Source organism: Streptomyces sp. NPDC058335 (assembly GCF_042723915.1).
In the GTDB taxonomy this organism is placed as follows: Bacteria; Actinomycetota; Actinomycetes; order Streptomycetales; family Streptomycetaceae; genus Streptomyces.
In genome coordinates this window covers 1-25,729 of record NZ_JBHXHX010000018.1, presented here as the reverse complement: position 1 = coordinate 25,729, position 25,729 = coordinate 1, and the positions used below count along the sequence as shown (strand labels likewise).

Genomic DNA, 25,729 nt, shown 5'->3' with positions numbered 1-25,729 from the left:
GCCGTGCTCCAGGATCTGGACGCCACGCTCAGGGCGATGCTGGGCGACGACGAGGCACCCGAGAGCCTCCGCGCCGCCGACGTCAGCTTCATGACGCCCGACAAGGACTTCAAGCCCGCCCAGGACACGGTCAACCTGTTCCTCCACGACGTCCAGGAGAACCGGTCCCTCAGGGATCAGGCGCCCCTCCTGGAGGAAGCCGGCGACGACAGCTTCACCGTCCGGCGCCCGCCGCTGCGCGTCGACTGCACGTACCTCGTCACCGTCTGGTCGCACAAGACGGGCGCGGTCAGGATCGAGGATGAGCACCGTCTGCTGGGTGAACTGCTGCTGTGGCTCGGCCGCTTCCCGCTGCTCGACGAACGCTTCCTGCGCGGGCGGATGGCCCAGCCTCCCCCCGCGTACCCCATACCGGCCTCCGTGGGCCGCCCGAAGGAGGGCACGGGCACCAGCCAGTTCTGGACGGCCCTCGGCACTCCGCCCCGGCCCGCGCTGTCGTTCACGGTGACCCTCGCACTCGAGTCCCCCGAGCCACCCGCGCCCGTCCCGCGGGTCCGGGAGGTCCGCATCGAGCCCACGGCCGCGCACCCGAGACTCAGGGGCCGGCTGCTGGAGGACGTGGACGGCACGCGGCAGCCGGTGCCCGGGGTGCGCGTCGAGGTGCTCGAGGCGGGCCGCGGCACCGTGGTGGGCGCCTCCGGAGAGTTCACCTTCGAGCGCCTGACCTTCGGCACCTACACCCTGCTCGTCCGGCGGCCGGACCGCCCGGACTCCCGCACCCAGGTGGAACACGTGCCCGGCCGGCACGTTCACACCGTCGTACTCCCCCCACCGTGACCAGACCAGGCCGAGGAGGCTTCGATGAGCGACATCGACACCAGGGCACCAGGCATCTATCTCCAGGAGGTCGAGACCGCCGGGCCGATCGCGGGGGCGGGCACCAGTACGGCGGCCCTGATCGGCACGGCGCAGAGGGTCGGCGACGCCGTCGTGCCGGGCAAGCCGGAACTGGTCACCAACTGGACGTCGTACGTGCAGAATTTCGGCGGGTTCGACCCCCAGCTCGCCCTGCCCTACGCGGTCCGCGGGTTCTTCGAGAACGGCGGCACGCTGGCCTACGTCGTACCGGTGGCCGACATGACCGGCCTGCCGGGCGCCCTCGACGCGCTCACCCACACGCTCGACGTCAGCCTCGTCTGTCTGCCTGGGCACACGGAGTTCGCGGACCAGCAGAAGGTCATCGAGCACTGCGAGGCCATGGGCGACCGCTTCGCCGTCCTCGACGGTGCCCGCAGCACCGACGACCCCGGCAACACAACGGGGCTGGAGACCCAGCGCGACGGGTTGATGACCGACCGCGGGTTCGGCGCGTTGTACTGGCCGTGGATCGTCATCGACGATCCCGGTCCGCAGGCGGACGGCGCCGGGCGGGCCAAGCTGCAGGTGGGCCCCTCCGGGCACGTTGCCGGCGTGATGGCCCGCAGCGACGCCCGGCGTGGAGTGCACAAGGCGCCCGCCAACGAGGTCGTACGGGGAGCCCTCGACCTGACACACCACCTCAACGACGCCGAACAGGGACGGCTCAACAACCTCAGCATCAACGCGCTGCGCATCTTCCCGGGCGGCCGGCCCATGGTGTGGGGCGCCCGGGCGCTGGCCAACCGGACCGAATGGCGCTATGTCAATGTGCGTCGGCTGGTGGCGTTCATCTCGGACTCGCTGCTGCAGGGTCTGCGCTGGGCCGTGTTCGAGCCGAACAACACCGCGCTGTGGAAGGCCCTGGAACGGACCGTCACGGAGTTCCTGACCCGGGTGTGGCAGGCCGGTGCGCTCTTCGGGCGGATGGCCGAGGAGGCCTTCTACGTCAAGATCGACGAGGAGCTGAATCCTGCTCCGGTGCGTGACCTCGGCCAGGTGTTCATCGAGATCGGCCTCGCGCCCACCTTGCCCGCGGAGAAGGTTGTGATCCGGCTCGGTCTGTGGTCCGGCGGCGGCGCCATCAGCGAGGCCTAGGACGCGCGAGGACGCGTAGAAAGAAGGACCGGGACATGGCACAGACAGGTCAGCGGGTCGATCCCTTCCGCAACTTCAACTTCCTTGTCGAGCTGGACGGCATCGCTCAGGCCAGCTTCAGCGAGTGCAGCGGCCTCGGATCGACCACGGAGGTCATCGAGAACCGCGAGGGCGGCGACAACACGACGGTGCGCAAGCTGCCCGGCAAGACGAGCTACTCGGACATCACCCTGAAGTGGGGCATCAGCCCGTCACGGGAACTGTGGGCCTGGCGGCAGCAGGTCGTCGACGGCAACGTGGTCCGCAAGAACGGCTCTATCGTGGTGTTCGACCTGAGCAACCACAGCGAGGTGGCGCGCTGGAACTTCGTCAGCGCCTGGCCCTCCAAGTGGGAAGGAGCGTCGTTCAACGCCAAGGGCACGGACGTGGCCGTGGACACGCTCGTCCTCGCCCACGAGGGCCTGATCCGGGCGTGATGGCGATGCTGGTCACCGAGGTCGAGTTCGAACTGCCCAAGGGCTATGTGGACGACGCCGGAAACCTGCACCGCAACGGCGTGATGCGGCTGGCCACCGCGGCGGACGAGATCTACCCCCTGAAGGATCCGCGCGTGCAGGGCTGGCCCGCGTATCTGATCGTGGTGCTGCTCTCCCGCGTCGTGACCAGGCTGGGCGGGGTCCCGGAGGTCACACCGGGGGTCATCGAAGGCCTGTACTCGGAAGACCTGGCGCATCTGCAGGATCTCTACAACCGGATCAACGGGCTGGCTGCCGACACGGTCTTCGTCACCTGCCCCCACTGCGGCCGGGAACACGAGGCGGAGGTGCCGCCGCTGGGGGGATAAGAGGCTACCCCGTGGCTCGGATCCGCCGGGAGGTGGCCTTCCTGGGACGCCAAGTCCACTGGTCGCTCGCCGAATTGCTCACCCTCGACCACTCCGAACGACTGCACTGGATCCGTGAGATCGCCGACGTGACCGCACGGGAAGGAGATGACCCGCCATGACAGAGGACTCCGCCCTGCCGACCCTGGGCGAACGCCTCGACGCCCAAGGGCGGCGAACGGCCGCCCGGTTGCTGACGACGCTGCCGTGGGCGGGTCCGCTGCGCGTGTTCATCGGCCACGCGGCCGGGCTCGTGATGGGCGCGGGCCGGTTCGACCGGATCGAGGACGCCGCCGACCGTCCGCCCCGGTTCACCACGACGGCCGCCGCTCGCCGGCCGCGGACCGGCGACGACTCGTCGGCTGCCGCCCCTCCGACGCCTCCGGGCACGGTGGTCGCCCCGGTTTCCGAAGCTCCCGTGGTGCACCGGCCGCCGACCGCGGCAGCGGCGCCCCACGGCGCGGGTGACGCCCTGCCCGCGGAGGTCAGGTCGCGACTGCGGCCGGCCGTCGGTCCCGCGGCCGACGCGATGCGCGTGCATCACGACGACCCGTCCGACGCGCTCGCGCGGCAACATCGGGCAGATGCCGTCACCGTGGGGCGGGACGTCTACTTCCGCCACGGTCGGCTCCAGCCCGCCGATCGGCGCGGCTTCGGGCTGCTCGTGCACGAGGCCACGCACGTCCTGGCCCTCCTGCGGCCCGGCGCGTCCTGGCATCGGGCGACAGGCACGGGAGTGGAAACCGAGGAGGGGAAGGCGCTGGCCAGCGAGCGCGCGGTCGCCCTCGGCGGATGGACCGGCACCGGCTCGCCACCGCCGTCGACCGACGCCGAAGAGGCGTCCGGTCTCCGCCCGCAGGCCCCGGCACGTACCCCGGCGCCTGCTCCGGCCCCGGCGCCCGTCTCCTTCGCCACACCGGCCCTCCGCCCCCAGAGGGCCGACACCGACCGTCACAGAGACGTCGCCGTCGCGCCGCCGCCCCTGGACGTGCAGGGGCTGCGCAGACAGTTGATCGACGACGTCATGCGCCAGTTGCGCACCGAATTCGAGCGTGGAGGCTGACATGGCGAACGCCCTCTTCCGGCTGTCCCCGCCGCGCGGCCCCGCGGCGGTCAGCGCGGCCCTGACCAAGGCCGAGATCATCGACACCACGTCGGGTGAGAGCCACCCGGTGATGTTCAACCCGGAAGAGCTGAAGCTGGACCAGGGCAACAGCTTCGCCGAGATAGGCATCCCGGGGCTGAACGCGCCGCCTCTGCAGTACGTCCGCGGCAAGGCGCGCTCGCTCTCCATGGACCTCTTCTTCGACACGTACGAGACCGGCGAGGACGTCCGCGCGCACACGGGCCCGATCGTGCGGCTGCTGAACAAGCAGCCGGGCACCCAGGCTCCGCCGGTGCTGCTCTTCTCCCTCGGCGGCTTCCAGTTCCGTTGTGTCCTGGTCGACGCCAATCAGCGCTTCACCATGTTCCTGCGCAACGGCACCCCGGTGCGCTCCAGTCTCTCGGTGCGCTTCCAGGAGTACGTGCCGGTGGAGGTCGAAGTGCGCCGCGGCCTCTTCTTCGCGTCGCCGACGGCCTCAGCGGTCGTGGGCAGGGCCGTGTCGGCCGCCGAGTCGGCCCTGGCGTCGCGGGAGCCGGTGGTGCATGTGGTGGTGGAGGGCGACACGCTGAGCGGCCTCGCCGGCGCCTATCTGGGCGATCCCGCTCTGTGGCGCGAGATCGCCCGGGCCAACGCCATCGTCGACCCGCTCCACCTCGCGCCCAGCACCCGTCTGGTCGTGCCGCCCCGGCAGCAGGGAGGCACACGACCGTGAGCACCTCCTCGTACGCGCCGCGCTTCGACATCCGGGTCGCCGGACTCACCATGGCCGCCGAACTCGCCGACCAGGCGGTCTCCCTGACCGTCGAGACCAGCCTCGACCTCGCCGGCACCTTCGGCTTCGTGCTGCGCAACCCCGACAACCGGCTGCTCGACTCGCCCCTCCTGGACCCCGGCAAGACGGTGGAAATCCACCTCGGCTACGGCAACGACCTCAAGCCGGCCTTCCTCGGGGAGATCGCCGCCGTCGAGCCGTCGTTCCCGCAGAGCGGCGCGCCGACCGTGCAGGTGTCCGGCTACGACAAGTCGTACCGCATGCGCGGCGGTGAGCAGGAGCCCACCGAGTACACCTTCACGAACGACAGCATGGTGGCCGCGCAGATCGCCGTGGAGAACGGTCTGATCCCCGTGGTGGACCCGACCCCCGGCCTCAAGGAGAAGATCCCCCGGGTCGGGAACGACATGGCGTTCCTCAAGGAACGCGCCCGCCGCTACCACTTCGACGTGTACGTCGAGTGGGACCGGCTGCACTTCCAGTTCCCCCGTCCACAGGCCGCCGCCCATGTCCTGGAGTGGGGCCGGAACCTGTCGAGCTTCAGTCCGCGCATCTCGGCCTCGGGCGCCGCCGGGCTGCAGGCCGTGCGCGGCTACAACCAGGAACTGGCGCAGACCATTCAAGGCCTGGCGCTCGCCGCCGACCTCGGTCCGGAGCAGCTCATCGAGCGGCTCGGCAGCTCCGCGGCCGATCTCGTCCTCACCCTGGCGCGCAAGGGCATCCGCCGGCACGTCCTGGACAACCCGCTGGACGCGCAGATCCTCGCGGAGTCCCTGCTGACGGGGCTGCTGGAGGGCATGTACGAGGGCAACGGCTCGTGCATCGGCATTCCCGCGCTGACGGCGGGCAAGTTCATCGAGATCCGCGGCGTCGGCAAGCGGTTCAGCGGCACCTACCGGCTGCGCAAGGTCACCCACCGGATCGACGAGGGCGGCTTCACGACCGACTTCTCGATCAGCCAGCAGGGTCACTCGAGCCTGCTCGGCATGCTACGCAAACAGATCACGGAGACTCCGCCGCCCAACCGCACGGAACCCTTCCACGGGGTGATCCCGGCGGTGGTCGAGGACAACCACGAGGTGAGGGCCGTGCCACCGAAGATTCCGATCGGCCGTGTCAAGGTGTCCTTCCCCGGGCTGTCCGGCCGCTTCACCAGTGAGTGGGCCCCGTGCGCCCGCCCCATGGCCGGCAAGGACATGGGCTTCTACTGGCTGCCCGAGGTCGGCGACCAGGTGCTCGTCGCCTTCGAGCACGGCGATCTGAGCAAGCCGTACGTCCTCGGCGGCCTGTGGAACGCCGACCAGACGCCTCCGGAGACCAACACCGACGGCACGAACAGCACCCGCGTCATCAAGAGCCGGGCCGGGCACACCATCACCTTCGACGACGACAAGGCCGGCGGCGAACTGGTCATCGAGGACGGCGGACGCGGCAGCCGGATCACCCTGAACGCCGCCGATGGTTCGCTGACCATCAGCGCTGCCGGTGACCTGAACATCAGCGCGGCGGGCGCCCTGAAGATCGCGGCCGACGGGTCCGTCACGCTGGCGGCGGCAGGCGGCGCCACGAAGGTCACCGTGAACGAGACAGCAGTCGACATCACCTGAGGAGGGACCTCGGATGGGAAACGTACTCACGACAGCCAGCACCGTGACCTGCCAGCACGCGCCGAGCCCGCTGCCCGAGCCACCCGTGCCCGGCATGGTCTCCGTCTCCAGTGAGGCGAAGCTGAAGGTCGAGGGCGAGCCGGTGCTCGTCGAGACGAGCGTCCTCAAAAGCGTTTCGGGCTGTCCCAACACCGCGGCGGGAGCGCCCTGTACGCAGGTTGCCGCCGTGCAGGACGGCAGGTCGCAGAAGCTCCGGGCCGGCGGCGTGCCCGTCCTGCTCCACACCCTCGAGGCAACGACGAACGCGGGATCGCTCGCGAAGCCGACGCCCCACCAGACCAAGCTCACCTCGGTGTGACCGGAGGCTCTCATGGACCCGGACATCCACGGCCGCGGCCTCGCCTTCCCAGTGCGGCTGGGAACCTCGGGACCGGCCGAGTCGGCCGGTCCGCGCAGGATCCAGGAGTCGATCCGCATCATCCTCGAGACACAGCACGGCGAGCGGGTGATGCGCCCCGACTTCGGCTGCGACCTCAAGCGCCTGCTGTTCGCACCCAACAACGCGTCGACGGCCAGCCTCGCCCGCTACTACGTCGAGGAAGGGCTGACCAGGTGGGAGCCGCGCATCGAACTCCTCGACGTCACCGTCACCAACGACGGCGCTGCGGCGCTGCTGATCGACATCAGTTACCGGATCCGCGCGACCGGCGCCGCCGACCGGCTCGTCCATTCCTTCCCGCTGGAGCCGTCGCCATGACCCCGGAATCGAAGCGTGGGCGTATCCAGCCCCCCGACCTGGACGACCGGACCTGGCAGGACCTGTCCGACCAGATGCGCGCCCTGAGGACGTCGTACGCGCCGCAATGGACGGACGACCGGCCGAGCGACATCGGCATCACGCTCATCGAGCTGTTCGCCTGGCTCGGCGAAGGGCTGATCTACCGGCTGAACCAGGTACCCGAGAAGAACTACATCGCCTTCCTCAACTTGATGGGCATCACCCGCGACCCCACCACCCCCGCGACCACCTATCTGTCGTTCGGCGCCAAGGGGCCGACGCCCGTGCGCGTGCCGGCGGGCACCCAGGCCCACACCCTGCCAGAGGAGGGCGAGGCGCCCATCGTCTTCGAGACGGACGAGGACGTCACCGTCCTGCCCACCGCCCTCACCACCGCCCTGCTGCTCACCCCCGATCCCGAGGACGATTCCCAGCTGCTCTACGACGACGTCACCGCCGACCTGGTCGGCCCGGGGACCGGCCGGCGGCCGATCGGCGTCCCGCCGGGGCTGACGGCCCATTTCTGTCTGGGCTTCGAGAAGGCGGTCCAGGGGGAGATCGTGCTCCGGCCGCGCCTCTTCCGGCCCGCTCCCGAGGCACCGGCCGGATCGGTGACCTGGGCCGCCTCGGTGCCCGGCGAACAGCCCGGCGACTGGCCGGAGGTGGGCCCCGCCGGTACGACGAACGCCATGCACGACAGGCCGGTCACCACGTCCGTGCCGCAGTCGTGGGCGGCGCAGAACCCGACGCAATCCTGGGACGACGCACGGCCGGCATCCGACACCGCCGCGTTCGACGCGGAGCGCTTCTGGATCGGCCTGCGGATCGACAACCCGTCCGAGGAGCCGCTGGAGATCGGCCTGGACCGGGTGCTGTTCAACGCCGCTCCCGCGCACACCGCGCTCACCCTGCGCTCCCCCGAGATGCTGGGCAAGAGCGACGGCGGGACCTACCAGACGTTCCCGCTGCGCCACCGTCCGCTGTACCGGGGGCCGGACGCGAAGGCCCCTTACGCGCACGTCGACGTCCAGGTCGGGCAGGGGACTCCGCCCGCCTGGGAGAGCTGGCAGCAGGTCCCCGAGCTGCTGCCGGGGCCGGGCAAGGTGTACCGGCTGAACCCGGTGACCGGGGAGGTCGGCTTCGGAAGTCACGACGAGCGCCGAAGCGACGGCCACGGCAGCATCCCGCCGACCGGCAGCCTGATCCGGGCGAGGACCTACCGGCATGTCGCGTCGGGATCGGCCGGCAATGTCTCGCCCGGCCGGATCGTGGTGATGGGCACCGCGCCCGACGGGACGGTTCCCGGCGGGCTGGAGGTCACCAATCCGGCGGCGGCCAATGACGGGACTGACGAGGAGCCCATCGAGGACACCCTGCGCCGGGCGCCCGAGGAGCTGAAGATCCGTGACCGGGCCGTGACGGCGGACGACTACGCCTATCTCGCGCGGGAAGCGACCAGCGACGTACGCATCAGCGCCTGTCTGGCACCGCATCCGCCGCGCGGCACCCCGTGGACATTCGGCGGCATCGACCGCGCCCCCGGCAACGTCTCGGTGATCGTCGTACCGGACCAGGGCGACGCGGTGGCGCGGCCGGAGCCGCCGCCCGAGCTGATCGACGCGGTACGGACCTATCTGGACGAACGCCGGGACCTGACCGTGCGGCTGTTCGTGCTCGGCCCTCGGTATCTGCCGGTCATGGCGAAGGTGTCGATCGTCGTGTGGAGGGAAGCGGCCCTCGCGGGGGTCGACCCGCAGGAGGTCAAGGCGGAGGTCGAGCGGAAGATCACCGCGTTTCTGCACCCGACCCGCGGCGGACCGGCCGGGCGGGGCTGGGAGGTGGGCCAGCACGTGTTCAGCTCCGATCTGTTCCGGGCGGCCATGCCACCCGACGACGTCGGATACATCGAGCAGATCACCGTCACCGCCGGTCCGCACGACTATCCCGGCGAGCGCCCCTTCCCTCAGGCGCCGCCCGGGGCCTCGGTCCAGGTGGCCGACTACGAGTTGGTCTGCGCGGGTGAGCCCGACGTGCCCATCAGACAGTCAACTTCCTGACGCGGCACGGAGAGAGACCAGAGAGGAAGGTGCGGCCATGCCCGAGAGCAGCTATCTGCGGTACTTGCCACCGGTGCTGTGGAAGGACGCAGCCCCGGACCCCGGCTTTTCCCTGGGCAGCGCCCTCTGCGTCTTCGAGAAGATCCTCACCGGCATCGACGACGACGAACGAATCGTCCACACCAAGAACACGCGGTCGGGGGCCGAGAGCCACACCCACCACTCGATCGCGGAGCGGATCGCCCTGCTGGACCGGCTGTTCGACCCCTGGACGACGCCGCCGGAGTACCTGCCGTGGCTGGCATTCTGGGTGTCGCTGCGCTTCCCCGAGCTACAGGGCCGGCAGCTGTGGGACGAGTACCAACGGCGCAAGGCCACCGCTGCGATCAGCGCGGTCCACCGGCGGCGCGGTCTACGTTCGGGGCTCACCACGTTCCTCGACCTGTACTCCGTGGGCAAGGTACGGCCACGGGTGGCCGTGGACGACGGCTCCTCCCTGTTCGTGGCACACGTCGTGGCCGGTGTGCCGGCGCCGGTCTCCGCGCTGTCGCCCTTCCGGCCGCTGCTCGACGAATCCGGCGGCCCCGAACGGCAGCGGGAGGGGCTGCTGCGTCCCTGGTGCCTCGCGCGAGGTCCCGACGGCAGTCTGTTCGCCGGCGACCGCGGGCTGCCGACAGATCTCGCCCCCGGGGTGCGGCGACGGGTGTGGCGGCTCGACGCGACGACGGGGCAACCGGACCTCCACGGCAGTCAGCCGCTCCCCCGCCCGCTCGCGCCTGCGCAGACGTTCGGTCAGATCATCGCCGTGACCGTGGCCCCCGCGCGGGACGGGCGGCCGGAGACGCTGTACATCCTGGACAGCACCGGCCGGATCTTCGCCCTGCCGAGCCCATATACGGCGGAGACGGTGACGGAGCTGACCAGGCTCTCGCCGGGCTCGGGGTTCCGACTGGCGATGGCGGTCGATGGGAGGGGCGACCTGCTGGTCCTGGACCGCGGACTCCAGCCGGAGGAGGTGGCCCGGCCCAAGGTGTTCGTGGTCCGGCCCGCTCCCCTGAGCGTGACGGTCAAGGACCTCGACCCGGCCTTCGTCAGGGAGCCCCTGTCGCTGTTCGTCGATCACGACGGCGCGCTCGTCGTCGGCGACGGAGGCGACCGCGAGGCGCTGCCACTGGAAGACTCCGGCGGCGGCAACCTGGTGCGGATCGTCCGCGGCGAGAGCTCCGACGCCGAGTGGACGCACACCCGGCTGCTGCCGCCGCAGAACCCGCTCGTCGCGCCCACGGCGGTCGCCCGCACGGACGCCGATGGCCTCTACGTGCTCGACGCCGGGCTCCGTCCCTTCTGGCCCTCGGCCACCGAGCACCCGTTCATCCTGCACACCGCCCGCCCGGCCGTCGTCGTCCGCGTGGAGACGGCACCCGAGGCAGCGGGCGGCACGCTCCGGGTCACCGAGCCCGGGAACTTCGTCAATCCCACCGGAATGACGGCGCACGGCGGGCATCTGATCATCTGTGACCCCGGCCAGATCGAGTCATCGGGAGTCCGCCTCGACGGCTACCGGTCCCGGTTCGGGCCTTTCGACATCAACGTGGTCATCCACTTCTCGAGATCACAGCTCTCGGCGGACCCCGTGGAGCAGCGACGCGAGCTCAGCCAGGCGGTGGGCACCATCAAGACCATCGTCCGGCAGCACATGCCCGCCCACTGCCGCTTCAGCGAAGTGACCATGACCGAGCCCTAGCAGCGATGAGCGGTGAGCAGCATGGCAGTCAAACGCACGGAGTACTTCAACTTCGACACCGGCAGTGCCCGCAGTGGCGGCACGGTCCGGGCGGAGACGCTGGTGGACACGGACGACTACTACCGGCCGCTGGACGAAGCACGCGGGTCCGCCCTGCACACCTGGGGCGTCTGCGCGGGTCTGGAGGTGGAGGCGACGCCGGGACAGCCGGGGGTGACCGTCCGGCCCGGCACCACGCTCGACTCCGCGGGCCGTACCACCGTGCTCGCGGCGGGCGGGGTCGCCGTGGTGGACCGGGCCTCCGGTCCGGAGCAGGTGCTGGACGTCCCCACCGTGAACGTGGGCGCCGACGGCCTTCGGCTGGACACCGCCGGAGTCGCCGAGGGCAGGCATTGGCTGACCCTGACGTGGCGTGAGGTCGTCGGTGAAACCCGTCTCTTCCGACTGCACGCCCCGTGGCTGCGGCTGCTGCCGGTCGAGGGCTTCGAGGGCCTGGGCCGGCAGGTGGTGCTCGCCGAGGTCTCCCTCGACGCCGCCGGCGCCGTCACAGCCCTGGCCCCGGGGCCACGGCGGGCGGTGGGCGTACCCACGGAGCGGGTGCAGCTGCACTGCCCGCGGGTGACGTCGGAGGACGTCACAAGGGTCGGCCAGGGGGCGACGGCGGAACTGCGCGCCCGAAGCGGTGGGGGCTTGGACCTCACCGTGCCCGAGACGGACGGCCGCGAGCTCACCCCGCTCTCGGTGACGGCGACCGGGCGGGTCGGGATCGGTACGGAGACGCCCGACGGGATGCTGGAGATCCACACGGACGGGGACTCCGGACACGGACTGCGGATCACCTCGCCCACGGCGGGGCTGGGCGTCGAGCTCGAGAACGACGACGTCGGCCCGGCCTACGGAATGCTCATCGGGGACGACGGGGCGTGGCACCTGACCAACGAGAGCGACGAGGCCGACCTCGTGGTCGTCGATTCCGAAGGCTCCATGACCGTCCCCGGAGAGGTCGACGTCGGCAACACCGTGCGCGCCGGCACACTGGCCGCGACGGACGCGAGACTGCAGAGCCTCGCCGTGTCGACCGCCGACAGCCCGCGGGCGGCCGTCCACGTGGACGGGACGGGTCTGCATTCGGGCGGCGGTGGGGGCGGATACTCCTTCGCGGACCGCGGTCTCGGGGACTTCGTCGAGAACCCCGGCGCCGGGGAGCGCTGGGTCTGGTACGCCTTCGCCGGAGCCGCCCGGCTGTGGTCCGGCGAGGACAGGCTCTCGATCGGGCTCAACTCGGGCGACGCGCTCGACGTCCGGGGACGGATGCGAGTGCGGGAGAGGTCCGGTGACAGCTCGGCCGGCATCTGGTTCCACCAGATGGCGCCCGGGGAGGACCGCGCGTTCGTCGGGATGGAAAATGACACGAGCGTCGGCTTCTGGGGCAACACCGGGGCCGGCTGGGGGATGGTGATGGACACCGGGACGGGGCGGGTGTCCTGCCGCAACGGCCTGTCCGTCACCGGGGAGGCCGTGTTCGACCGGCACTTCGGTAGCCGGGACGCGCCGGGCGTGCTGCACCTGTTCGGTTCGACCGTTTTCGACACGGGCGGCGGCGTCCTTGCCCTCCAGAGCGGCGGCAACGTCGTCGCCGTCAGCGGTGGGCACGACCTGTTCGGGCTGGGGACCATCAGCCCTCAGGAGAAGCTCGACGTGAACGGCAACGCGCGTGTGGCGGGCCGAGTGGACAAGGCGGGCGGCGGATTCAGGATCGACCACCCCTCGGACCCCGGCAACAAGTACCTGTGCCACTCCTTCGTCGAGTCCCCGGACATGGCGAACCTCTACCACGGGGTGGTGGAGACCGACGAGGAGGGCGAGGCGACCGTCGTACTCCCCGAGTACTTCGAGACCATCAACCGCGACTTCCGCTACCAGCTCACCCCCGTCGGCACCCTGGCCCACGCAGCAGTGACGGAGGAGATCAAGGAGAACCGCTTCACGCTGCGCACCGACCAGCCGGGCGTCAAGGTCTGCTGGCAGGTCACGGGGGTGCGGCAGGACGCCTGGGCCGAGGCCCACCGCATCGCCGTCGAGGAGGACAAGCCGCTGGTGGACCGCGGCTACTACCTGCACCCCGCGGAGCACGGCCAGCCAGAGAGCGCCGGTCTCGTGAAGCACAGAGAGAAGCTGCACCATGAGCGATCAGCAGACGAGTGACGTACAGGAGATGATGCGCGGGCGGCTCGCCGAACTCAGGCGGGACTACCAGCGCGGTCAGGCACAGCTGCAGCAGTTGATGCGGGACGAGGCGGCGACACGGGACGGGCTGCTGCGGACCGGCGGGGCGATCCGGGTCCTGGAGGACTTGCTGGCCCCGGAACCGACCACCCGCCGGGACCACGTCGTCGACGGCGTCGCCCCTGGCGCTGCTCCCTGACCACAAAGGACGGAACGAGACTGTCCGCTTCTCCCCGGCTCCGGCCAGTCGGCCGCTTCCTGCTGGGATGCGGGGGCGGGCCGGCCTGTCGAGGTGGGCCTCAACGGCCGGCGCCCGGGGGCACTCATCGGGCTGCGCGGGTACATCCCCCGCACGGTCACCGCCGGCACCCACGGGCAGAGCGGGCCCCGGCAGGCGGCACTAAACTGTAGAGGACTCATTCCATCGGCCCCGACGCAAGCGGGTAATCCTGATGGCCGAGCACATACGACTCACAGACGTACAGGCCGGCGCCTCCCACGGCAGGCCGTCACCGACGGGGCCCCAGGTGGACGAGCGGGAACGGTGGCCGGACGAGCTGGCGCGGCTGATCGCGTCTGGCGCAGGCAACCGTGCCGTCGGCGCGTACCTGAACCGAGAGGCCCGGGGGGCGCGAGGTGCCCGCACCGCGCCGGACGCGTCCTCGTCCGACGGGCACGCGCTCGAACCGTCGCTGCGGGCGGAGATGGAATCGCATCTCGGCGCCGATCTGTCGGGGGTCCGGCTCCACACCTCCCCCGCAGCAGCTGCATCGGCGAACGCCCTGCGCGCCAGGGCCTACACGGTCGGGCAGAACATCGTCTTCGGGCCGGGCCAGTACCGGCCCGAGCACACCGCGGGCCGGGCGCTGATCGCCCATGAGCTGATCCACACGGTCCAGCAGGCTCTTGGCGGGGCCGCGCCCGCCGGCTCGGGCAGCCATGAACGGGCTGCCGGTGATGGTTCTTCCCGCTGGGCCGACGGGCTCGGCCCCGCCCCGGTCAGCCAGGGCTCGGCCGTGGGCATCGCCAGGGCGCCTCAGACCGCCGTGGCGGCCTCGGCTCCGGCGACCCAGACGGTCTCGCCCGGCGTCGGCGGTTTCGACAACCCCCTGACCAGCAAGGAAAGGGCCCAGATCAGGCGGCAGATCGCCCAGGGAAGGAAGCTCACCAAGGGCATGAAGGACCGACTGCGCTCGGACGCGAGGTACCAGTGGCGCACGGCGACGATGGGGAAGGGCTTGCAGCCCGGGGCGGGGTATCAGGTCCACCACATCACCCCCTTGGAATTCGCGCACCGGTTCCCGACCAGGTTTCCCAACGACCCCGGCAACCTGGTCTTGATGAAGAACGTTGCCCATAACCGATGGCACAAGATGATCAATGATCGTGTCCGCAGCAAAGGCGGAAAACTCTCCCTCAAGGATATGAGGGACATCCAGAAGCACACGGTGCCCTTCAATGAAGGCGACGTCTTCGTCATCGGCGAGAAGGGAAAGGTCGTGCCGGCGGGAGCGAGCCCTCCTGCTCCCGCATCCAAGGTGGGCAAGGCAGCCGTCACGAAACCCAAGGCGGGAGGCACCTCCAAAAAGCCGGCCGTACCCAAAGCACCCGCGGCATCCAAGGGCGCCCCGCCCCTCAAGCCGCCGAAAGCGATCGGGCCGGAGACCCTCGCACCGGCTCCGGCCGGGAAGACAGGGACGGGCACGGCCGAGGTGGCGCCACCCAAGGCGGCGGGCACGGGCGAGGGCGCGTCACCCAAGGCGGCGAGCACGGGCGAGGCGGCGTCACCCAAGGCGGCGAGCACAGGTGAGGCGGCGTCACCCAAGGCGGCGAGCACAGGTGAGGCGGCGTCACCCAAGGCGGGAGGGGTCGGCGAGGCCACAGCACCCAAGGCGGCGGGCAAGTCGTCCTCGGCGCCCGGAGCCGTCCCCAAGGTCAGCCGCGGTAGAGGCCCCTCCCTCGTCGAGGGTTTGGCTGGGCGCCTGGGGGTCGCCTTCGACCTGATCCAGGCCGTTCCGGAGATCCTGGAGGAAATCGCCAGGGAGAAGCCCGAGTGGTTCCCCGAAGGGGCTCACGTGGAATTCCATCAGGTCGATGAGAACAAGCTGTTCAATCCCAGCACGTACCACGAGGGATACCGGAGTACCGGCTACTCCGTCGACAAGGTGAACGGCGAGATGATCTACCGCGACTCGACGGGCGCGCGGGTAACGAGAGAAGAGGCGTTGAAGCCCCCGGCCAGGATCCCGTACGACCCAAACCGCTGGGATCCCGCCGCAGGCGCCTGAACGCACCGCGTAGACACCGCCCACCCCACGCGTCTGTTCCGGTACACCGACGCCCCGGACGCTGAGTGGCCGAGGAGAGCCCCGGGCTGGACGTGTGCTCGGCGGTTGGCTCGCACTCTCGGTCACCGCTGGGCTTTCCACCGGAACGCGACATCCAGTCCGACCCGTGTCCGGCGGCCGGCGGTGGATCGCCTGAGCCACGATCCGTTCGACGACCGGGTTGGTGTCCTGGGGCTCCTCCAGGGGGAGGAAGTCGGCGTCGGTCATCGGCCGGTGAGGGCCCAGATGTTCGGGTAGTGGTGGTGGTCGGAGGTGGACTGCGCCGTCCTCGGGGTGCTGCAGGTCGGCCCAGGCCTTGCGGGCGAACGGCGCCAGGTGCCGGCGAGTTGGGTGTGCAGGTCGCGCTCTTCCAGACCGCGCAGGCACGGGACGCGGGTGATGGCGGGATCGGCGGTGGAGCAGAAGGGCCACGGCACGCAGGGTGTCGTAGGAGAGGCCGGCGCGTGGGCGGTCTTGCACCAGACGATGGTGGGAAAACGGACGGTGGCGTCCTGGGCGATGGCCGCTTGAGATGAGCAGTTTGACCAGCCCGGACCGGCGGGCGTGGGTGATGTCTGCGCGGCGACCGGGCTCGGTCGGGCTGCAGAACAGCACCCGGCCGTCAATGTGCTGGTGAGTCGGGTATTCAGCCCGTGGGAGTCAGTTCTGCCGCCTGCTGCGGCTGCTCCTCCACGTGCGCCGCAGGCCCGCCAAACCATGCCACCGCGACCGCGCCTGCCACCGCCAGGACGAAGCCGAGCATCGCCATCCAGGCGAGACCAGCCCGTGAGGCGTCACCGAGCCACAGCACGCCGATTGCGCCGGGCAACACGGTCTCGCCGACGACCAGGGCCGCCGTGGCCCCGTTGACCGAACCGATCTGCAAGGCGACGGTGTGCAGGTACATCCCACCTACGCCAGCCGTCACGATCGCGTACAGGGCGGGATCCGTCAGCATGGCGGCCGGATCGAAGGGGGTAACACCGTTCAGGACGCGGACGCCCACGCCGAGCGCACCGAAACCGAGTCCGGACAGCAGTCCGGCAAGAATCGCGGCGCGGGGACCGAGGAGGCGTACCGCGAGCGTGCCGCCCACCATCAGAGCAAGCGAGATCGCCAGGAGCCACCAGTGCGTGGCGAGCGGGATGCCGTGTCCACTGCCTTCCTCCCCCGCCGCCGTCGCAAGCAGAACGAGCGCCCCGCAGACCACGCCGATGGACGTCCACTCGGCGCGAGTCAGCCGGATTCGGAGGAGCCTGACGCTCAGCACGGCGGTGATGACCAGGTTGGCGCTGATGACGGCTTGCGAGAGGAACAGGGGCAGTAGCCGAGCAGCCAGTGCACCCAGTGCGAAGCCCACGAAGTCCAGGACGGTACCGACGACGAATTCCCAGGTCATCGCGGCCTTCGCGGTGGAGGAGAGGCTGGGCCCCCCGTACTGGGTGCTGGCAGTGGTGGCCGCACCGCTCCGCGCGGACCTGCGGGACCCGATGGCTTGCAGGACTGAGCCTGTGCCGTAACAGACGGATGCCGCAACGGCGGTCAGCAAGCCGATCAACACGTTTTGCTCCGTTCCTGATGGGCACCGACTCAGCCCCATCTCGGTTGACGAGACGGCTTACGGCCATGGAGCGTTGCCTCGACGTCAGTTTCGCCGCCCGCCCGTTCCGTAACCGGAGTGGCGGCGAGGCGGAGGACGTCATGCAGGTCGGCACGGTCAGCACCTGATCAAGGCCATGGGGGCAGCGTCAGCTCGGCGGGCGCCGTGGGCACTACGGCGTTGCGTTCGCTGCGGTTCGTGACACAGGCCACAGGAACTCCTCCCGTGTCGCGGAGAGAAGTGGTCGTGAGGGACTCAGAAGACGATGTGCGCCGCCGTGTGCGCGAGGGGAACCGAGAGGCGTTCGCCCTGCTGTACGAGCAGTTCGCCCGCGCCGTCTACAACCACGGGCTGCGATTGACGGGCGACTGGTCGACAGCCGAAGAGATCATGTCCGACACGTTCCTGACCGCGTGGCGCACCCGCGAGCGGGTGCAGGAGGACGGCGGCTCCCTGCTGCCCTGGCTGCTGGGCATCGCCACCCACAAGGCGGACAACGCCCGCCGGGGAGTCCGCAGACGGCAGTTGTTCCTGGCGCGTCAGCCGCAGCCACGTGTGGAGGAGGACTTCGCGCCTCGGACGATCGGGCGCATCGACGACGCACGCTACTTGCTTGCCGTACAGACCGCGCTGGGACGGCTGCGGCGCCAGGAGCGGGAGGTGCTGGCCCTGTGCGTGTGGTCCGGCCTGGACTACCAGCAGACGGCCGAAGCGCTGGGCATCGCCGTCGGAACCGTACGGTCCCGCCTTTCGCGTGCCCGCAAGAAGCTCGCTCACCTCGCGGAAGAAGACCGGGAACCACCAGCCGCCCGCGGAGAGATGACAAGTGCGGCCGCGATCGCGGCCCTGCCCGTACGGGAGGGGCTCACATGAACGACGACACCACCGGCGCTTCCCCGGAGCGGCGCGGCGACCGCGAGGAGATCGCCCGCCTGCTCCCGGCCCCGGCCGACTGGGACCTTCCGCACGAGCAGCACCTTCGTCACAGGGACCTTCTGATGCACCACATCGACCACGACCAGCTCGCCCGTACCGGGCCGGTCCGCCGACTGCTGCGGCCCGCGGTCCTGGCGCCGGCGACCGCTCTGGCCCTGGCCTGCGCGGTGACCGCGGGGATCGCGCTGACCGGCGGTGACCCGGCGCCCGCCGGCACCGCGTCGCACCGTGCGGCCACGGACATGCAGCCCGCGGCCGCGCTCCTGGACCGGATCTCCGATGCCACGGAGACGCGCGTCGGCCCCACGGTGCGCGACGACCAGTTCCTTTACACCAGGGAGAAGACCCGCGGAGCCGACCTGACCAGCGGGAAGGCTGTCCTCAGCCCGCTGATGGACCGTGAGGTGTGGGCCGCTGAGGAACCGGGGCCCCTGCGGAAGCTCGGCCTGGTCCGGGAGGACGGTGAGACGCTGCCCATCAACGCCGAACTCGGTGACACCGAGGGCACACCCGCCGGTATCAACCGGCCCACCTACCGCTGGCTCAGCTCGCTGCCCGCCGACCCCGTCAAGCTGCTGACCTATCTGTACTCCAAGACCCCGCAGGCCGACGGACGGGAACGTGATCAGGCGGTGTTCGAGCAGATCGGATCGTTGCTCGGCGGGGTGATGCCGCCCCGTACGGCCGCCGCCCTCTACCGGGCCGCGGCGAAGATCCCGGGTGTCACCCCGGCCCCTCAGGCCCGCGACGCGATCGGCCGCAAGGGCCTCGGTATCGCGCGCGACGACACGCGGTACAGCATCCGGACCGAGTGGGTCTTCGACGAGAAGGACTTCTCTTTCCTGGGCTCCCGCAGCTACCTGACCAAGGACGCCCCATACGGAAAGGCCGGGACCCTGCTGTCCAGCGTGGCCGAGCTGGAACACGCCGTCGTCGACGAAGCCGGCCGACAGCCCACCGACGCGGAGCGGACACAGACCAAGCGCCAAAGCTGACCGCCCGAGGCGGGGCTGCGGCGCAGCAGGCCGCAGTTCCGCCCACGGGTGCCCCCACCGAGCCGCCCTGCGTCGGTTCACGTGCCTCGACCCGCACTGCCCCGCGCTCTCATGCGCCGAGCAGACACCTGGGCCGACCAGGCCGCAGGCCCGGCACACGCCACTCAGGACGCGTCACTCCACCGAGCGCCCTGCCCGTGCACCCTGAGAGAAGCCGCGCCGGCATACGACGACGCCCACGCCTGAGCAGCAACCCCGCGGTGAGGCAGCCGTCGATCAGGTGTGGCCGGAGCTGGATGCTCCGTAACTCCCGGCGGAGGACACGGTCGAGGTCATCGGGTGTGTCGAAGGCGGTGTTGAACACGGCGCGGCGTACCGGTGACCAGACGGCCTCGACGGGGTTCAGGTCGGGTGCATACGGCGGGAGGTGGACGGTGGTGAGCCAGTCGTGTGCGGCCTCGTACCGTTTCAGCCCGGCCGCCAGGTGGGTGTTGAGATTGTCCCAGACCACCACGATCGGTCCGCTGAGAAGCCAAGGCCATCGATCAGCCGGCGGCCCGTCCCGCGGCCCTGCACTGGGTGTCTCGCCACCTGGGCCGACCGGCGCGCTGACCCACTACTTTTCGCGCCAATGCCGTTATGAGAACGTGGGTTCCGGCTTGGCACGGGGAGAGAGAAGACGTGGCTTCGCAGCAGGCGCGGCAGTTTCTGGACCGTATGCATGAGAACGTCTGGGAGGGCATGGACCTCACGCCGAGACCGCCCTCGGCCGCGGACGACGCGGAGGCCGAGCGGATCATCGAGGATCTGCTGCGAAGGCAGGCCGCGCTGGTCAGCTCCGAAGAGCTCGAGAGGCTGCGCGAAGGGCTGTACGAGAACGAGCAGCGACTGCGCGGCATGACCGTGAGCAAGTACGAGAACGCGCGCACGATGCAGTCCCTCCACAAGTTGGCCGACAGTCTGGAGCGGGCTGGCCGTATCGCGGGGTGGCGGGTCCCGGAGCGTCCGCTGCTCGGTACTCTGCCCACTGGACGGGTAAATGTCATCACTCTCCTCGTGCCCGGCACCGGCGAGCATCTGGTGCTGTTCGAGTCGGAGTTCTCCGGGTTCACCTATCTGGCAGCGAAGGCTGTGGCGGAGGTGCTGCCGTTTCGTCGGACCCCGGACGGCGGGGCGGCCTTCGAGCTCGAACCCGCGAAGGTCCGCGAACGACTCGAGCGTCATCCGGAGTCGGCGCGGCGGTTCGGTGAGCTGGTGGCCGCGTACCTGGAGACGGGTGTGCCGTACAACGCGCCGCAGTACATGCAGGACCGTGTGCGCAACACCTGGGCCCAGATGCTCTGCGACTCCGTCCAGTTGTTCGCGCTCGGGCACGAGTACGGGCACATCCTCAAGGGCCATCTCGGCCGACGGCGCCCGGCGGTCTGGCTCGGCGGTCCGGACCTGGCCGATCCGGAGGAGCTGGCCTGGAACAACCAGGAGGAGATCGAAGCGGATGCCCAGGGCCTCACGCTGTCGATCGCCGCGGGTCAGTCCCGGGGCCACGACGTTCCGATCGGCTTCCTGGGGGCGGACTTCTACTTCACCATGACGCACGTCATCGAGCGCGCCATCAACGTGCTTCGCCACGGCCACGAGAACACATCGGCCGAAGCCGGCACCCATCCACCGTCCGTGCTGCGGCGCATGATTCTGCGCCATGTGTTGAGTCGTCACAGCACGCCTCAGATCGAAGCCGCGATCGGGCTCGGTGAGAACATGGAGCAGGCCGTGGAGATGCTCTGGCACGATCTGCGGCCACGCCTTCTGGCAGCGCATCGAGCCGGACTGCGGCCGTTGGGGCAGTGGCAGGACTGAACCAGCGGTCAGGCGGCGGGCCCGTACCAGACCACGCCCACCGCGGCGACGATGAGCGCGAGGGTGACGAAGGTCAGGACGATCGCCGCACGCAGGTCGCGGACCGCACGGTGAACGCGGGCGCGTTCGGCGGCCACCAGATCGGTGAGCCGCAGGACCGTCCGCTCCGCCTTCGGTAGCCCGAACGCCGAGCGGGAGGCCAGGAAGGCGCCCACGGATGCCGCGACGATCGCCAGCAGCAGGAGAACCCCGACGAGCACCCGGGCTCCCGACGCGAGACCGACGATCGTGTCCCGGCCGCGGATCACCGAGACCGCGGTGACCAGAGTGACCATGGCCGCCAGCGCCGTACGCCAGTTGGCCGCCACCTCTCGCACCTCGCGCAGCTCGTCGGCCGTGCGGGCTCGGACGGCCTCCGAGAGCGTGTGGTCCTCCGAAGGGTCCGTCGGGCCGGGTGTGACTCGGACGGCCATCGGTCAGGTGCCCCACTCGACGTGCAGGGACCAGGACGCGCCGCAGCCGGTCGCACCCTCCGGCGAGCCCGGGTGCGGAACGCGGCAGCTGCACGAGCCGAAGACGTCGTACGAGCGGTTCGCCGCCGTCGCACGGCGGGCGGCGTCACGCAGCAAGGCACCGATTCCGGGGCGCAGGGGGTCGTCGCGGTTGATCGCGCGGTAGCTGACGAGAGGTTCGGCGTGGGCGAAGGCATGGCCGCAGCGGGGGCAGGTCCCGGCGACGAGGATGACCTCGGGGGCGGTCTCGTCGGGCTCGACCCGCACGGTCGCGGACGTCGCCATGGCCGCGTTCCACTCGACGCAGCTCTCAACGGCGTATTCGAGAACCTCTTCAGCCACGACTCCCCCATGTACCCATCGACGACCCGACCAGATTAGCGATCCGGTAGGGAAGAGATCGGCAGCACGGAGGAAGCAGCCTGCAACCCCCGGGCCGGACGGGTACAGGGCGTTGGCCTCCGGCTGATGGAGGCCGGTCTCCGGGGCCGGGCCCCGACCATGCGCACCCTGGAAGCGGGGCTGAGCGCCCGGCTGTGCGACGACGTCGACGCGCTGGAAAGTTGACCTCCGTCGCATGGAGCGAAGTTGACGCGGAAGGTGGCCACTGTGCTGTGCGGGTGCTCGCAGCCGGCACCCGCGTGACGGCGGGACCGCGATGTCGCTGGACGCTGCGCCCCTCGGGCCGGGCCCTCGGGGAGGTCACGGCTGATCTCCCTGGGCCCGGGGTGTGTTGCCGGGCGGCGTCGGCCGTCTCTGCCGCGATCGACCTGCTGCGGCGGTCGTCGAACGCTGCTGCTCACGCCGGGGAGCGGCAGGCTGAGCGGGCGCTATGGCGGATGTTGTCGGGCCGATGACCTCAGTGAGGTCACCCGCCGCAGGCGATCAGGCGCAGCTCGGGGTGCGTGGTGTTCCCTAGTCCTTCTTCGTGGGGCACCGCCTTGTGCCGTCGGCGCGGGAGACGCTGACGGTGTCCCCGGCCTCGATCCGCGAGACGTCCTTATAGCGTTCACTCTCATTTCATTGCAACGAACCGAGTAATCTCATTGCGTTCCCGCCAAACCATTGCAACGATTCCACTGCTCCTAACTGCGTCTTTATAGATTTCGCGCGATAAATACATTGCACGAACCCTGAACGCAACGTAGCGTTTCCACAACAAGAAACACCGAGCGGAAGGCCTCACAGGCCGGGCTGTGCCCGCTCCTGGAGCGAGCGACCAATGGGGGAGGCCGGATCATGCACACAGCGCAGAGCAGGCGGCAGCCATCACCCGGCGCCGTCACCGCTTTCGCCCGCTTCGCACTCTTCGGCGGTGCGGTGGGCCTCACCTCCGGCTTCGCCGTGGCAGCCCTCGCCTCGTGGATTCCCTGGGTCCTGGCCAACGCCGTGATCACCGTGGCCTCCACGCTCCTCGCCACCGAGCTGCACGCCCGCTTCACCTTCGGCGGGGGCGGGCCCGCGACCCGGCGCCAACATGCACAGTCGGCAGGGTCCGCGGCGGCCGCCTACACCGTGACCTGCGCGGCCATGCTTGTCCTGCAGCAGCTGGTGGCAGCGCCCAGCGCCATGCTCGAGCAGGCCGTCTACCTGTCCGCCTCCGCGCTCGCCGGTATCGCACGATTCGCCGTGCTGTGCCTGGTCGTCTTCGTGCAAGACCGATCACAGGCCGCGGTCACCGTCCCCACCACCTGTTCCACGCACGTGACCGCGCCCTGCTCCACGGTCCCCGCCGACCCCGCGTTGCTCTGCTCCACCGCCTGACCCCCGGCCGCGGGACCACCGCAGAGGGCACTCGCCGCACACGGGCAACTGCACCAGGCTGGGGAACACCTCGGATCGGGCGTCCGTCAAGGTCCGGTCGCCAAGGGCGTCGCGGCCGTCGTCAGCGCCGCCACCGCGTCCCCGAACACCCTGGACTGCGACCAGCAGTCGCAGACAGCGCCGAACTCCTCCGAAGGGAGGGTCGCCGCCCGGCCGGTCCTGCCCCGCGGCTCGCCCTCCTGTCAGTACGCGGCGATCCAGCGTCGGACGGCGTCGTTGACGGTGTCGTCGAGGATGCTCAGCACTTCCACGGCGTGCAGGTCTCCGGGCGCGGGCGCGACTCCCGCTCGGACGAGTGCCGCGTGCAGTTCGAGCCGGCGACGGTCGGCCGGAGCCAGCGCCACAGGCGGCCGCGTGCCCGGATCGAGAACACGCCACGATGCCTCCTCCTCGGTCCGCGCCTGTGGCGGCACGCGCCAGTCCTCGTCGCCCCACTGCCCTCCCGTCTCCGCTCCGTTCAGGGTCGTATGCGCGTCGAAGCCGCAGCGGTAGGGGTCGAGAATCAGCTGAGGCACCGTCACGGCGGTCGGTGAGTACGTCCATTCCTGCATGCAACCTCCAGCATTCGCCGTTCGCTCGGTGTCCAGGAGGCGACCTGCGCGGTCGCCAGTTGCACAACCTGCGGCGGACCACCCGAACGCCCCCAAACCCATCTCGTCACATCAGTTCGCCGTCACGGCCACGGCCGCGACCAGCGTTACGCGTGTGCTGCGAGCGGACCCCGGGCGGTCGACGCACCAAGGCAGGGGCATCGTGTCGGGGCGGAGAGGGCTGCCGTGTGTTCATGCTTTCGCCCGAGCGGCCCTTCACGGGGGTGGGCTGCGACGGGGAGGTTCAGGGGATGCTTGTCCTTGGACGCTCACAGGTCGAGGCGCTCCTCGACCTGGCCCCGACCCGTCACCTCCCTCGTCGGGTACCCAGCGGCGGACGGCAGCCGCCACTGTTGTCGTGTCTCACCGAAGGTCGGTCACGTCACAGCGAAGTTTGAGTGCGTATTCCTGCTGACGTGAGTACGGGTGCTCACGTGCATGGGGCGGCTCGATCGGAGACTTGGCCGCATGAGACGAACTCCCGCCCGGAACAGCACGGTTGGCCGCTCCCCGCGCCGCCCGCGACTCACGCTCACGGTGACTGCTCTCGCCGCTCTTGCGCTCACTGCCTGCGGTAGCGAGGAGACGAGCGCGGGCGGACCGCAGAGCAAGCCTGCTGACACGGTCGGGGCCCGGTCCAGCGCGTCCTTCACCGAGATGCTGAGTGACGTCGCGCAGTCGTGTCCCTCGAGCGCCCCGCCGGAGGCGCCGCCGTCCGGTCCGGCGCAGACACTGCCGCCCGGTTCGGCTGGGACAGCGCCGAGCGACGCGATCGAGCCCATGGCCCCCACCACCGGGCCGGAGGTGGAGTTGAACGCTCGCGACCGGTGCGCCGGCGCCCTCCATGAAGAGCGCATCACCCAAGCGCTCTGGAACCTGACGGATCCCACCCCCGCCGAGGTCAGGGCGACCCTGAACGACCTCGGCTATGTCGACGAGCGCATTCACGACCTCGGGCGGTCCGGTACGGCCACACGGTTCTTCCTCGACCTGCGCGACCGAGGCGGACGGCTCTGCTTGGACGGCTCGGCGGCCGGCGAGGAGACCGTCGTCGACACATGCGTAGCCCCCGCGACCGGCCCGTTCATGCCCGGAGGATGAAAAGCAGTCACCCTCAGCTCGACGTGATCAGTCCGGCGCCACAGTCACCTACCGGCCATCGGCCTCCGGTGACAACGCTCAGCCTTCGACGAGATGGCGGAGGAGCCCGACGTTGTGGCCGGTCTGGAGCGCCTGCCTCGGAAGGACGGCGCGTGGTCGCCGGGGCACTGGGTCGACATCCTCGGGGAGGGCGGCCGTGCGGGACCGCCTCAGGGCAACCGGGGCGGGCCGGGGTCCTCGGCACCCTCTTCATCGGCACCACCGGCCCGGCGCCGGGCTGCGTCGACCTTGCCGCGGCGGAGGAGCAGGGGCGCAGGTGACCAGGAGGTGGAGTAGTTCTCCATGCGGCCTGGGCCGCGACGGCCGGGTCGCAGGGGGCCTTGCCGGTCAGGTAAGTGGTGGCGGCGGGGGCGCCTCCGGAGTCCTCGGCGGAGATGCCGGAGGTGCCCAGGCTCATGGCCGGGGACGGGGGCAGCACCAGGCCGAGATGCGAGCACGCTGGTGGCCAGGGTGGGGGTGAGCATCAGTCCCGCGATCATGGGCAGGACAGCCTGGGCGGTTCCGATCGGCGTGTGGCCAAAGGCCTGGTCGGCATGTATCGCATGGCGACCAGGGACGGCAGTGCCTGGTTCGTCGTGGCGACCTCCGCTGTTCCGACCGCTGAGCGACCAGCGACGGACATCCGCTCGACGTGGTGGGGGCCCGCCGGCGGGCCGCCGGGGGGGGCGCCCCCCCGGTTGCTGTGTCATCGGGGGGGGGGGACCCGGCACGCGGGGAGAGCGGGGGGGCCCGCGGGGGGAGC

General features: G+C 70.5%; 26 protein-coding genes. 20 read left to right on the top strand and 6 right to left on the bottom strand.

Annotation, left to right across the window (positions count from 1 at the left end; translation table 11 throughout):
- Nucleotides 1–3 precede the first annotated feature (3 nt).
- The 15 genes from ACFWJX_RS30395 (at nucleotide 4) to ACFWJX_RS30325 (ending at nucleotide 15,473) form a co-directional block, all read left to right on the top strand.
- Entirely contained in the window at nucleotides 4–837 is an 834-nt protein-coding gene (locus ACFWJX_RS30395) for a Pvc16 family protein (RefSeq protein WP_383249418.1), read from the top strand.
- A gap of 24 nt (nucleotides 838–861) precedes the next feature.
- Nucleotides 862–2,013 carry a phage tail sheath subtilisin-like domain-containing protein gene (locus tag ACFWJX_RS30390; RefSeq protein ID WP_383249416.1) on the top strand — a complete coding sequence of 384 codons (1,152 nt, stop codon included), beginning with the start codon at nucleotides 862–864 and terminating at the stop codon, nucleotides 2,011–2,013.
- A 35-nt stretch (nucleotides 2,014–2,048) separates the two neighbouring features.
- Nucleotides 2,049–2,489 (top strand): phage tail protein, encoded by a 441-nt coding sequence (locus ACFWJX_RS30385; RefSeq protein ID WP_383249414.1) that lies wholly within the window; start codon nucleotides 2,049–2,051, stop codon nucleotides 2,487–2,489.
- Nucleotides 2,489–2,857 carry a hypothetical protein gene (locus ACFWJX_RS30380; protein WP_383249412.1) on the top strand — a complete coding sequence of 123 codons (369 nt, stop codon included), beginning with the start codon at nucleotides 2,489–2,491 and terminating at the stop codon, nucleotides 2,855–2,857. The genes ACFWJX_RS30385 and ACFWJX_RS30380 overlap by 1 nt, the downstream gene beginning before the upstream one ends.
- Nucleotides 2,858–2,868: 11 nt before the next feature.
- A complete protein-coding gene (locus tag ACFWJX_RS30375) occupies nucleotides 2,869–3,018 on the top strand; it encodes a DUF6760 family protein (protein ID WP_383249410.1) in 150 nt (49 codons plus the stop codon).
- Nucleotides 3,015–3,959 (top strand): DUF4157 domain-containing protein, encoded by a 945-nt coding sequence (locus tag ACFWJX_RS30370; protein ID WP_383249408.1) that lies wholly within the window; start codon nucleotides 3,015–3,017, stop codon nucleotides 3,957–3,959. The genes ACFWJX_RS30375 and ACFWJX_RS30370 overlap by 4 nt, the downstream gene beginning before the upstream one ends.
- A 1-nt stretch (nucleotide 3,960) precedes the next feature.
- Entirely contained in the window at nucleotides 3,961–4,713 is a 753-nt protein-coding gene (locus tag ACFWJX_RS30365) for a LysM peptidoglycan-binding domain-containing protein (protein WP_383249406.1), read from the top strand.
- On the top strand, nucleotides 4,710–6,380 hold the full coding sequence (locus tag ACFWJX_RS30360) for a phage baseplate assembly protein V (protein ID WP_383249404.1): 1,671 nt from the start codon (nucleotides 4,710–4,712) through the stop codon (nucleotides 6,378–6,380). Before ACFWJX_RS30365 ends, ACFWJX_RS30360 begins: the two co-directional genes overlap by 4 nt.
- A 13-nt stretch (nucleotides 6,381–6,393) precedes the next feature.
- Nucleotides 6,394–6,738, top strand: coding sequence for a hypothetical protein (locus tag ACFWJX_RS30355; protein WP_383249402.1), 345 nt, complete (start codon nucleotides 6,394–6,396; stop codon nucleotides 6,736–6,738).
- A gap of 12 nt (nucleotides 6,739–6,750) precedes the next feature.
- Nucleotides 6,751–7,137, top strand: coding sequence for a GPW/gp25 family protein (locus ACFWJX_RS30350; RefSeq protein ID WP_383249400.1), 387 nt, complete (start codon nucleotides 6,751–6,753; stop codon nucleotides 7,135–7,137).
- Nucleotides 7,134–9,215 (top strand): putative baseplate assembly protein, encoded by a 2,082-nt coding sequence (locus ACFWJX_RS30345; protein WP_383249398.1) that lies wholly within the window; start codon nucleotides 7,134–7,136, stop codon nucleotides 9,213–9,215. Before ACFWJX_RS30350 ends, ACFWJX_RS30345 begins: the two co-directional genes overlap by 4 nt.
- Before the next feature lie 37 nt (nucleotides 9,216–9,252).
- Nucleotides 9,253–10,959, top strand: a complete 1,707-nt coding sequence (locus tag ACFWJX_RS30340) for a phage tail protein (protein ID WP_383249396.1) — start codon at nucleotides 9,253–9,255, stop codon at nucleotides 10,957–10,959.
- Nucleotides 10,960–10,980: 21 nt separating this feature from the next.
- Complete coding sequence (locus tag ACFWJX_RS30335; protein ID WP_383249394.1) at nucleotides 10,981–13,164, top strand: hypothetical protein; 2,184 nt, start codon at nucleotides 10,981–10,983, stop codon at nucleotides 13,162–13,164.
- Nucleotides 13,142–13,384 carry a hypothetical protein gene (locus ACFWJX_RS30330; RefSeq protein WP_383249392.1) on the top strand — a complete coding sequence of 81 codons (243 nt, stop codon included), beginning with the start codon at nucleotides 13,142–13,144 and terminating at the stop codon, nucleotides 13,382–13,384. Before ACFWJX_RS30335 ends, ACFWJX_RS30330 begins: the two co-directional genes overlap by 23 nt.
- Before the next feature lie 328 nt (nucleotides 13,385–13,712).
- On the top strand, nucleotides 13,713–15,473 hold the full coding sequence (locus ACFWJX_RS30325) for a DUF4157 domain-containing protein (protein ID WP_383249390.1): 1,761 nt from the start codon (nucleotides 13,713–13,715) through the stop codon (nucleotides 15,471–15,473).
- A 263-nt stretch (nucleotides 15,474–15,736) separates the two neighbouring features.
- On the opposite strand, the gene ACFWJX_RS30320 is transcribed toward ACFWJX_RS30325, so the two are convergent.
- Complete coding sequence (locus ACFWJX_RS30320; RefSeq protein ID WP_383249388.1) at nucleotides 15,737–15,949, bottom strand: hypothetical protein; 213 nt, start codon at nucleotides 15,947–15,949, stop codon at nucleotides 15,737–15,739.
- Nucleotides 15,950–16,158: 209 nt separating this feature from the next.
- Entirely contained in the window at nucleotides 16,159–17,073 is a 915-nt protein-coding gene (locus tag ACFWJX_RS30315) for a hypothetical protein (RefSeq protein ID WP_383249386.1), read from the bottom strand.
- A 306-nt stretch (nucleotides 17,074–17,379) separates the two neighbouring features.
- On the opposite strand from ACFWJX_RS30315, the gene ACFWJX_RS30310 reads away from it, so the two are divergent.
- Complete coding sequence (locus ACFWJX_RS30310; RefSeq protein WP_383249632.1) at nucleotides 17,380–17,985, top strand: RNA polymerase sigma factor; 606 nt, start codon at nucleotides 17,380–17,382, stop codon at nucleotides 17,983–17,985.
- Nucleotides 17,982–19,043: a CU044_5270 family protein gene (locus ACFWJX_RS30305; RefSeq protein WP_383249384.1), complete on the top strand. Its 1,062-nt coding sequence runs from the start codon at nucleotides 17,982–17,984 to the stop codon at nucleotides 19,041–19,043. Before ACFWJX_RS30310 ends, ACFWJX_RS30305 begins: the two co-directional genes overlap by 4 nt.
- Before the next feature lie 109 nt (nucleotides 19,044–19,152).
- Here the strand turns inward: ACFWJX_RS30305 and ACFWJX_RS30300 are convergent, their stop codons facing one another.
- Nucleotides 19,153–19,554, bottom strand: a complete 402-nt coding sequence (locus tag ACFWJX_RS30300) for a transposase (protein ID WP_383249630.1) — start codon at nucleotides 19,552–19,554, stop codon at nucleotides 19,153–19,155.
- Nucleotides 19,555–19,724: 170 nt separating this feature from the next.
- Here ACFWJX_RS30300 and ACFWJX_RS30295 point away from each other — a divergent pair, with 170 nt between their 5' ends.
- Nucleotides 19,725–20,900, top strand: coding sequence for a hypothetical protein (locus tag ACFWJX_RS30295; RefSeq protein WP_383249382.1), 1,176 nt, complete (start codon nucleotides 19,725–19,727; stop codon nucleotides 20,898–20,900).
- 8 nt (nucleotides 20,901–20,908) lie between these two features.
- On the opposite strand, the gene ACFWJX_RS30290 is transcribed toward ACFWJX_RS30295, so the two are convergent.
- Together ACFWJX_RS30290 and ACFWJX_RS30285 are read right to left on the bottom strand one after the other, a co-directional pair.
- Complete coding sequence (locus tag ACFWJX_RS30290; protein ID WP_383249380.1) at nucleotides 20,909–21,373, bottom strand: hypothetical protein; 465 nt, start codon at nucleotides 21,371–21,373, stop codon at nucleotides 20,909–20,911.
- A 3-nt stretch (nucleotides 21,374–21,376) separates the two neighbouring features.
- The gene (locus ACFWJX_RS30285) at nucleotides 21,377–21,754 is read right to left on the bottom strand and encodes a hypothetical protein (protein WP_383249379.1); all 378 of its coding nucleotides are present in this window, start codon (nucleotides 21,752–21,754) and stop codon (nucleotides 21,377–21,379) included.
- A gap of 897 nt (nucleotides 21,755–22,651) precedes the next feature.
- Here ACFWJX_RS30285 and ACFWJX_RS30280 point away from each other — a divergent pair.
- Nucleotides 22,652–23,176 carry a hypothetical protein gene (locus tag ACFWJX_RS30280; protein WP_383249377.1) on the top strand — a complete coding sequence of 175 codons (525 nt, stop codon included), beginning with the start codon at nucleotides 22,652–22,654 and terminating at the stop codon, nucleotides 23,174–23,176.
- 242 nt (nucleotides 23,177–23,418) lie between these two features.
- Here the strand turns inward: ACFWJX_RS30280 and ACFWJX_RS30275 are convergent, their stop codons facing one another.
- Nucleotides 23,419–23,787, bottom strand: a complete 369-nt coding sequence (locus ACFWJX_RS30275; protein WP_383249375.1) for a hypothetical protein — start codon at nucleotides 23,785–23,787, stop codon at nucleotides 23,419–23,421.
- An 819-nt stretch (nucleotides 23,788–24,606) separates the two neighbouring features.
- On the opposite strand from ACFWJX_RS30275, the gene ACFWJX_RS30270 reads away from it, so the two are divergent.
- Nucleotides 24,607–24,927 (top strand): hypothetical protein, encoded by a 321-nt coding sequence (locus ACFWJX_RS30270; RefSeq protein ID WP_383249373.1) that lies wholly within the window; start codon nucleotides 24,607–24,609, stop codon nucleotides 24,925–24,927.
- Nucleotides 24,928–25,729: the final 802 nt, after the last annotated feature.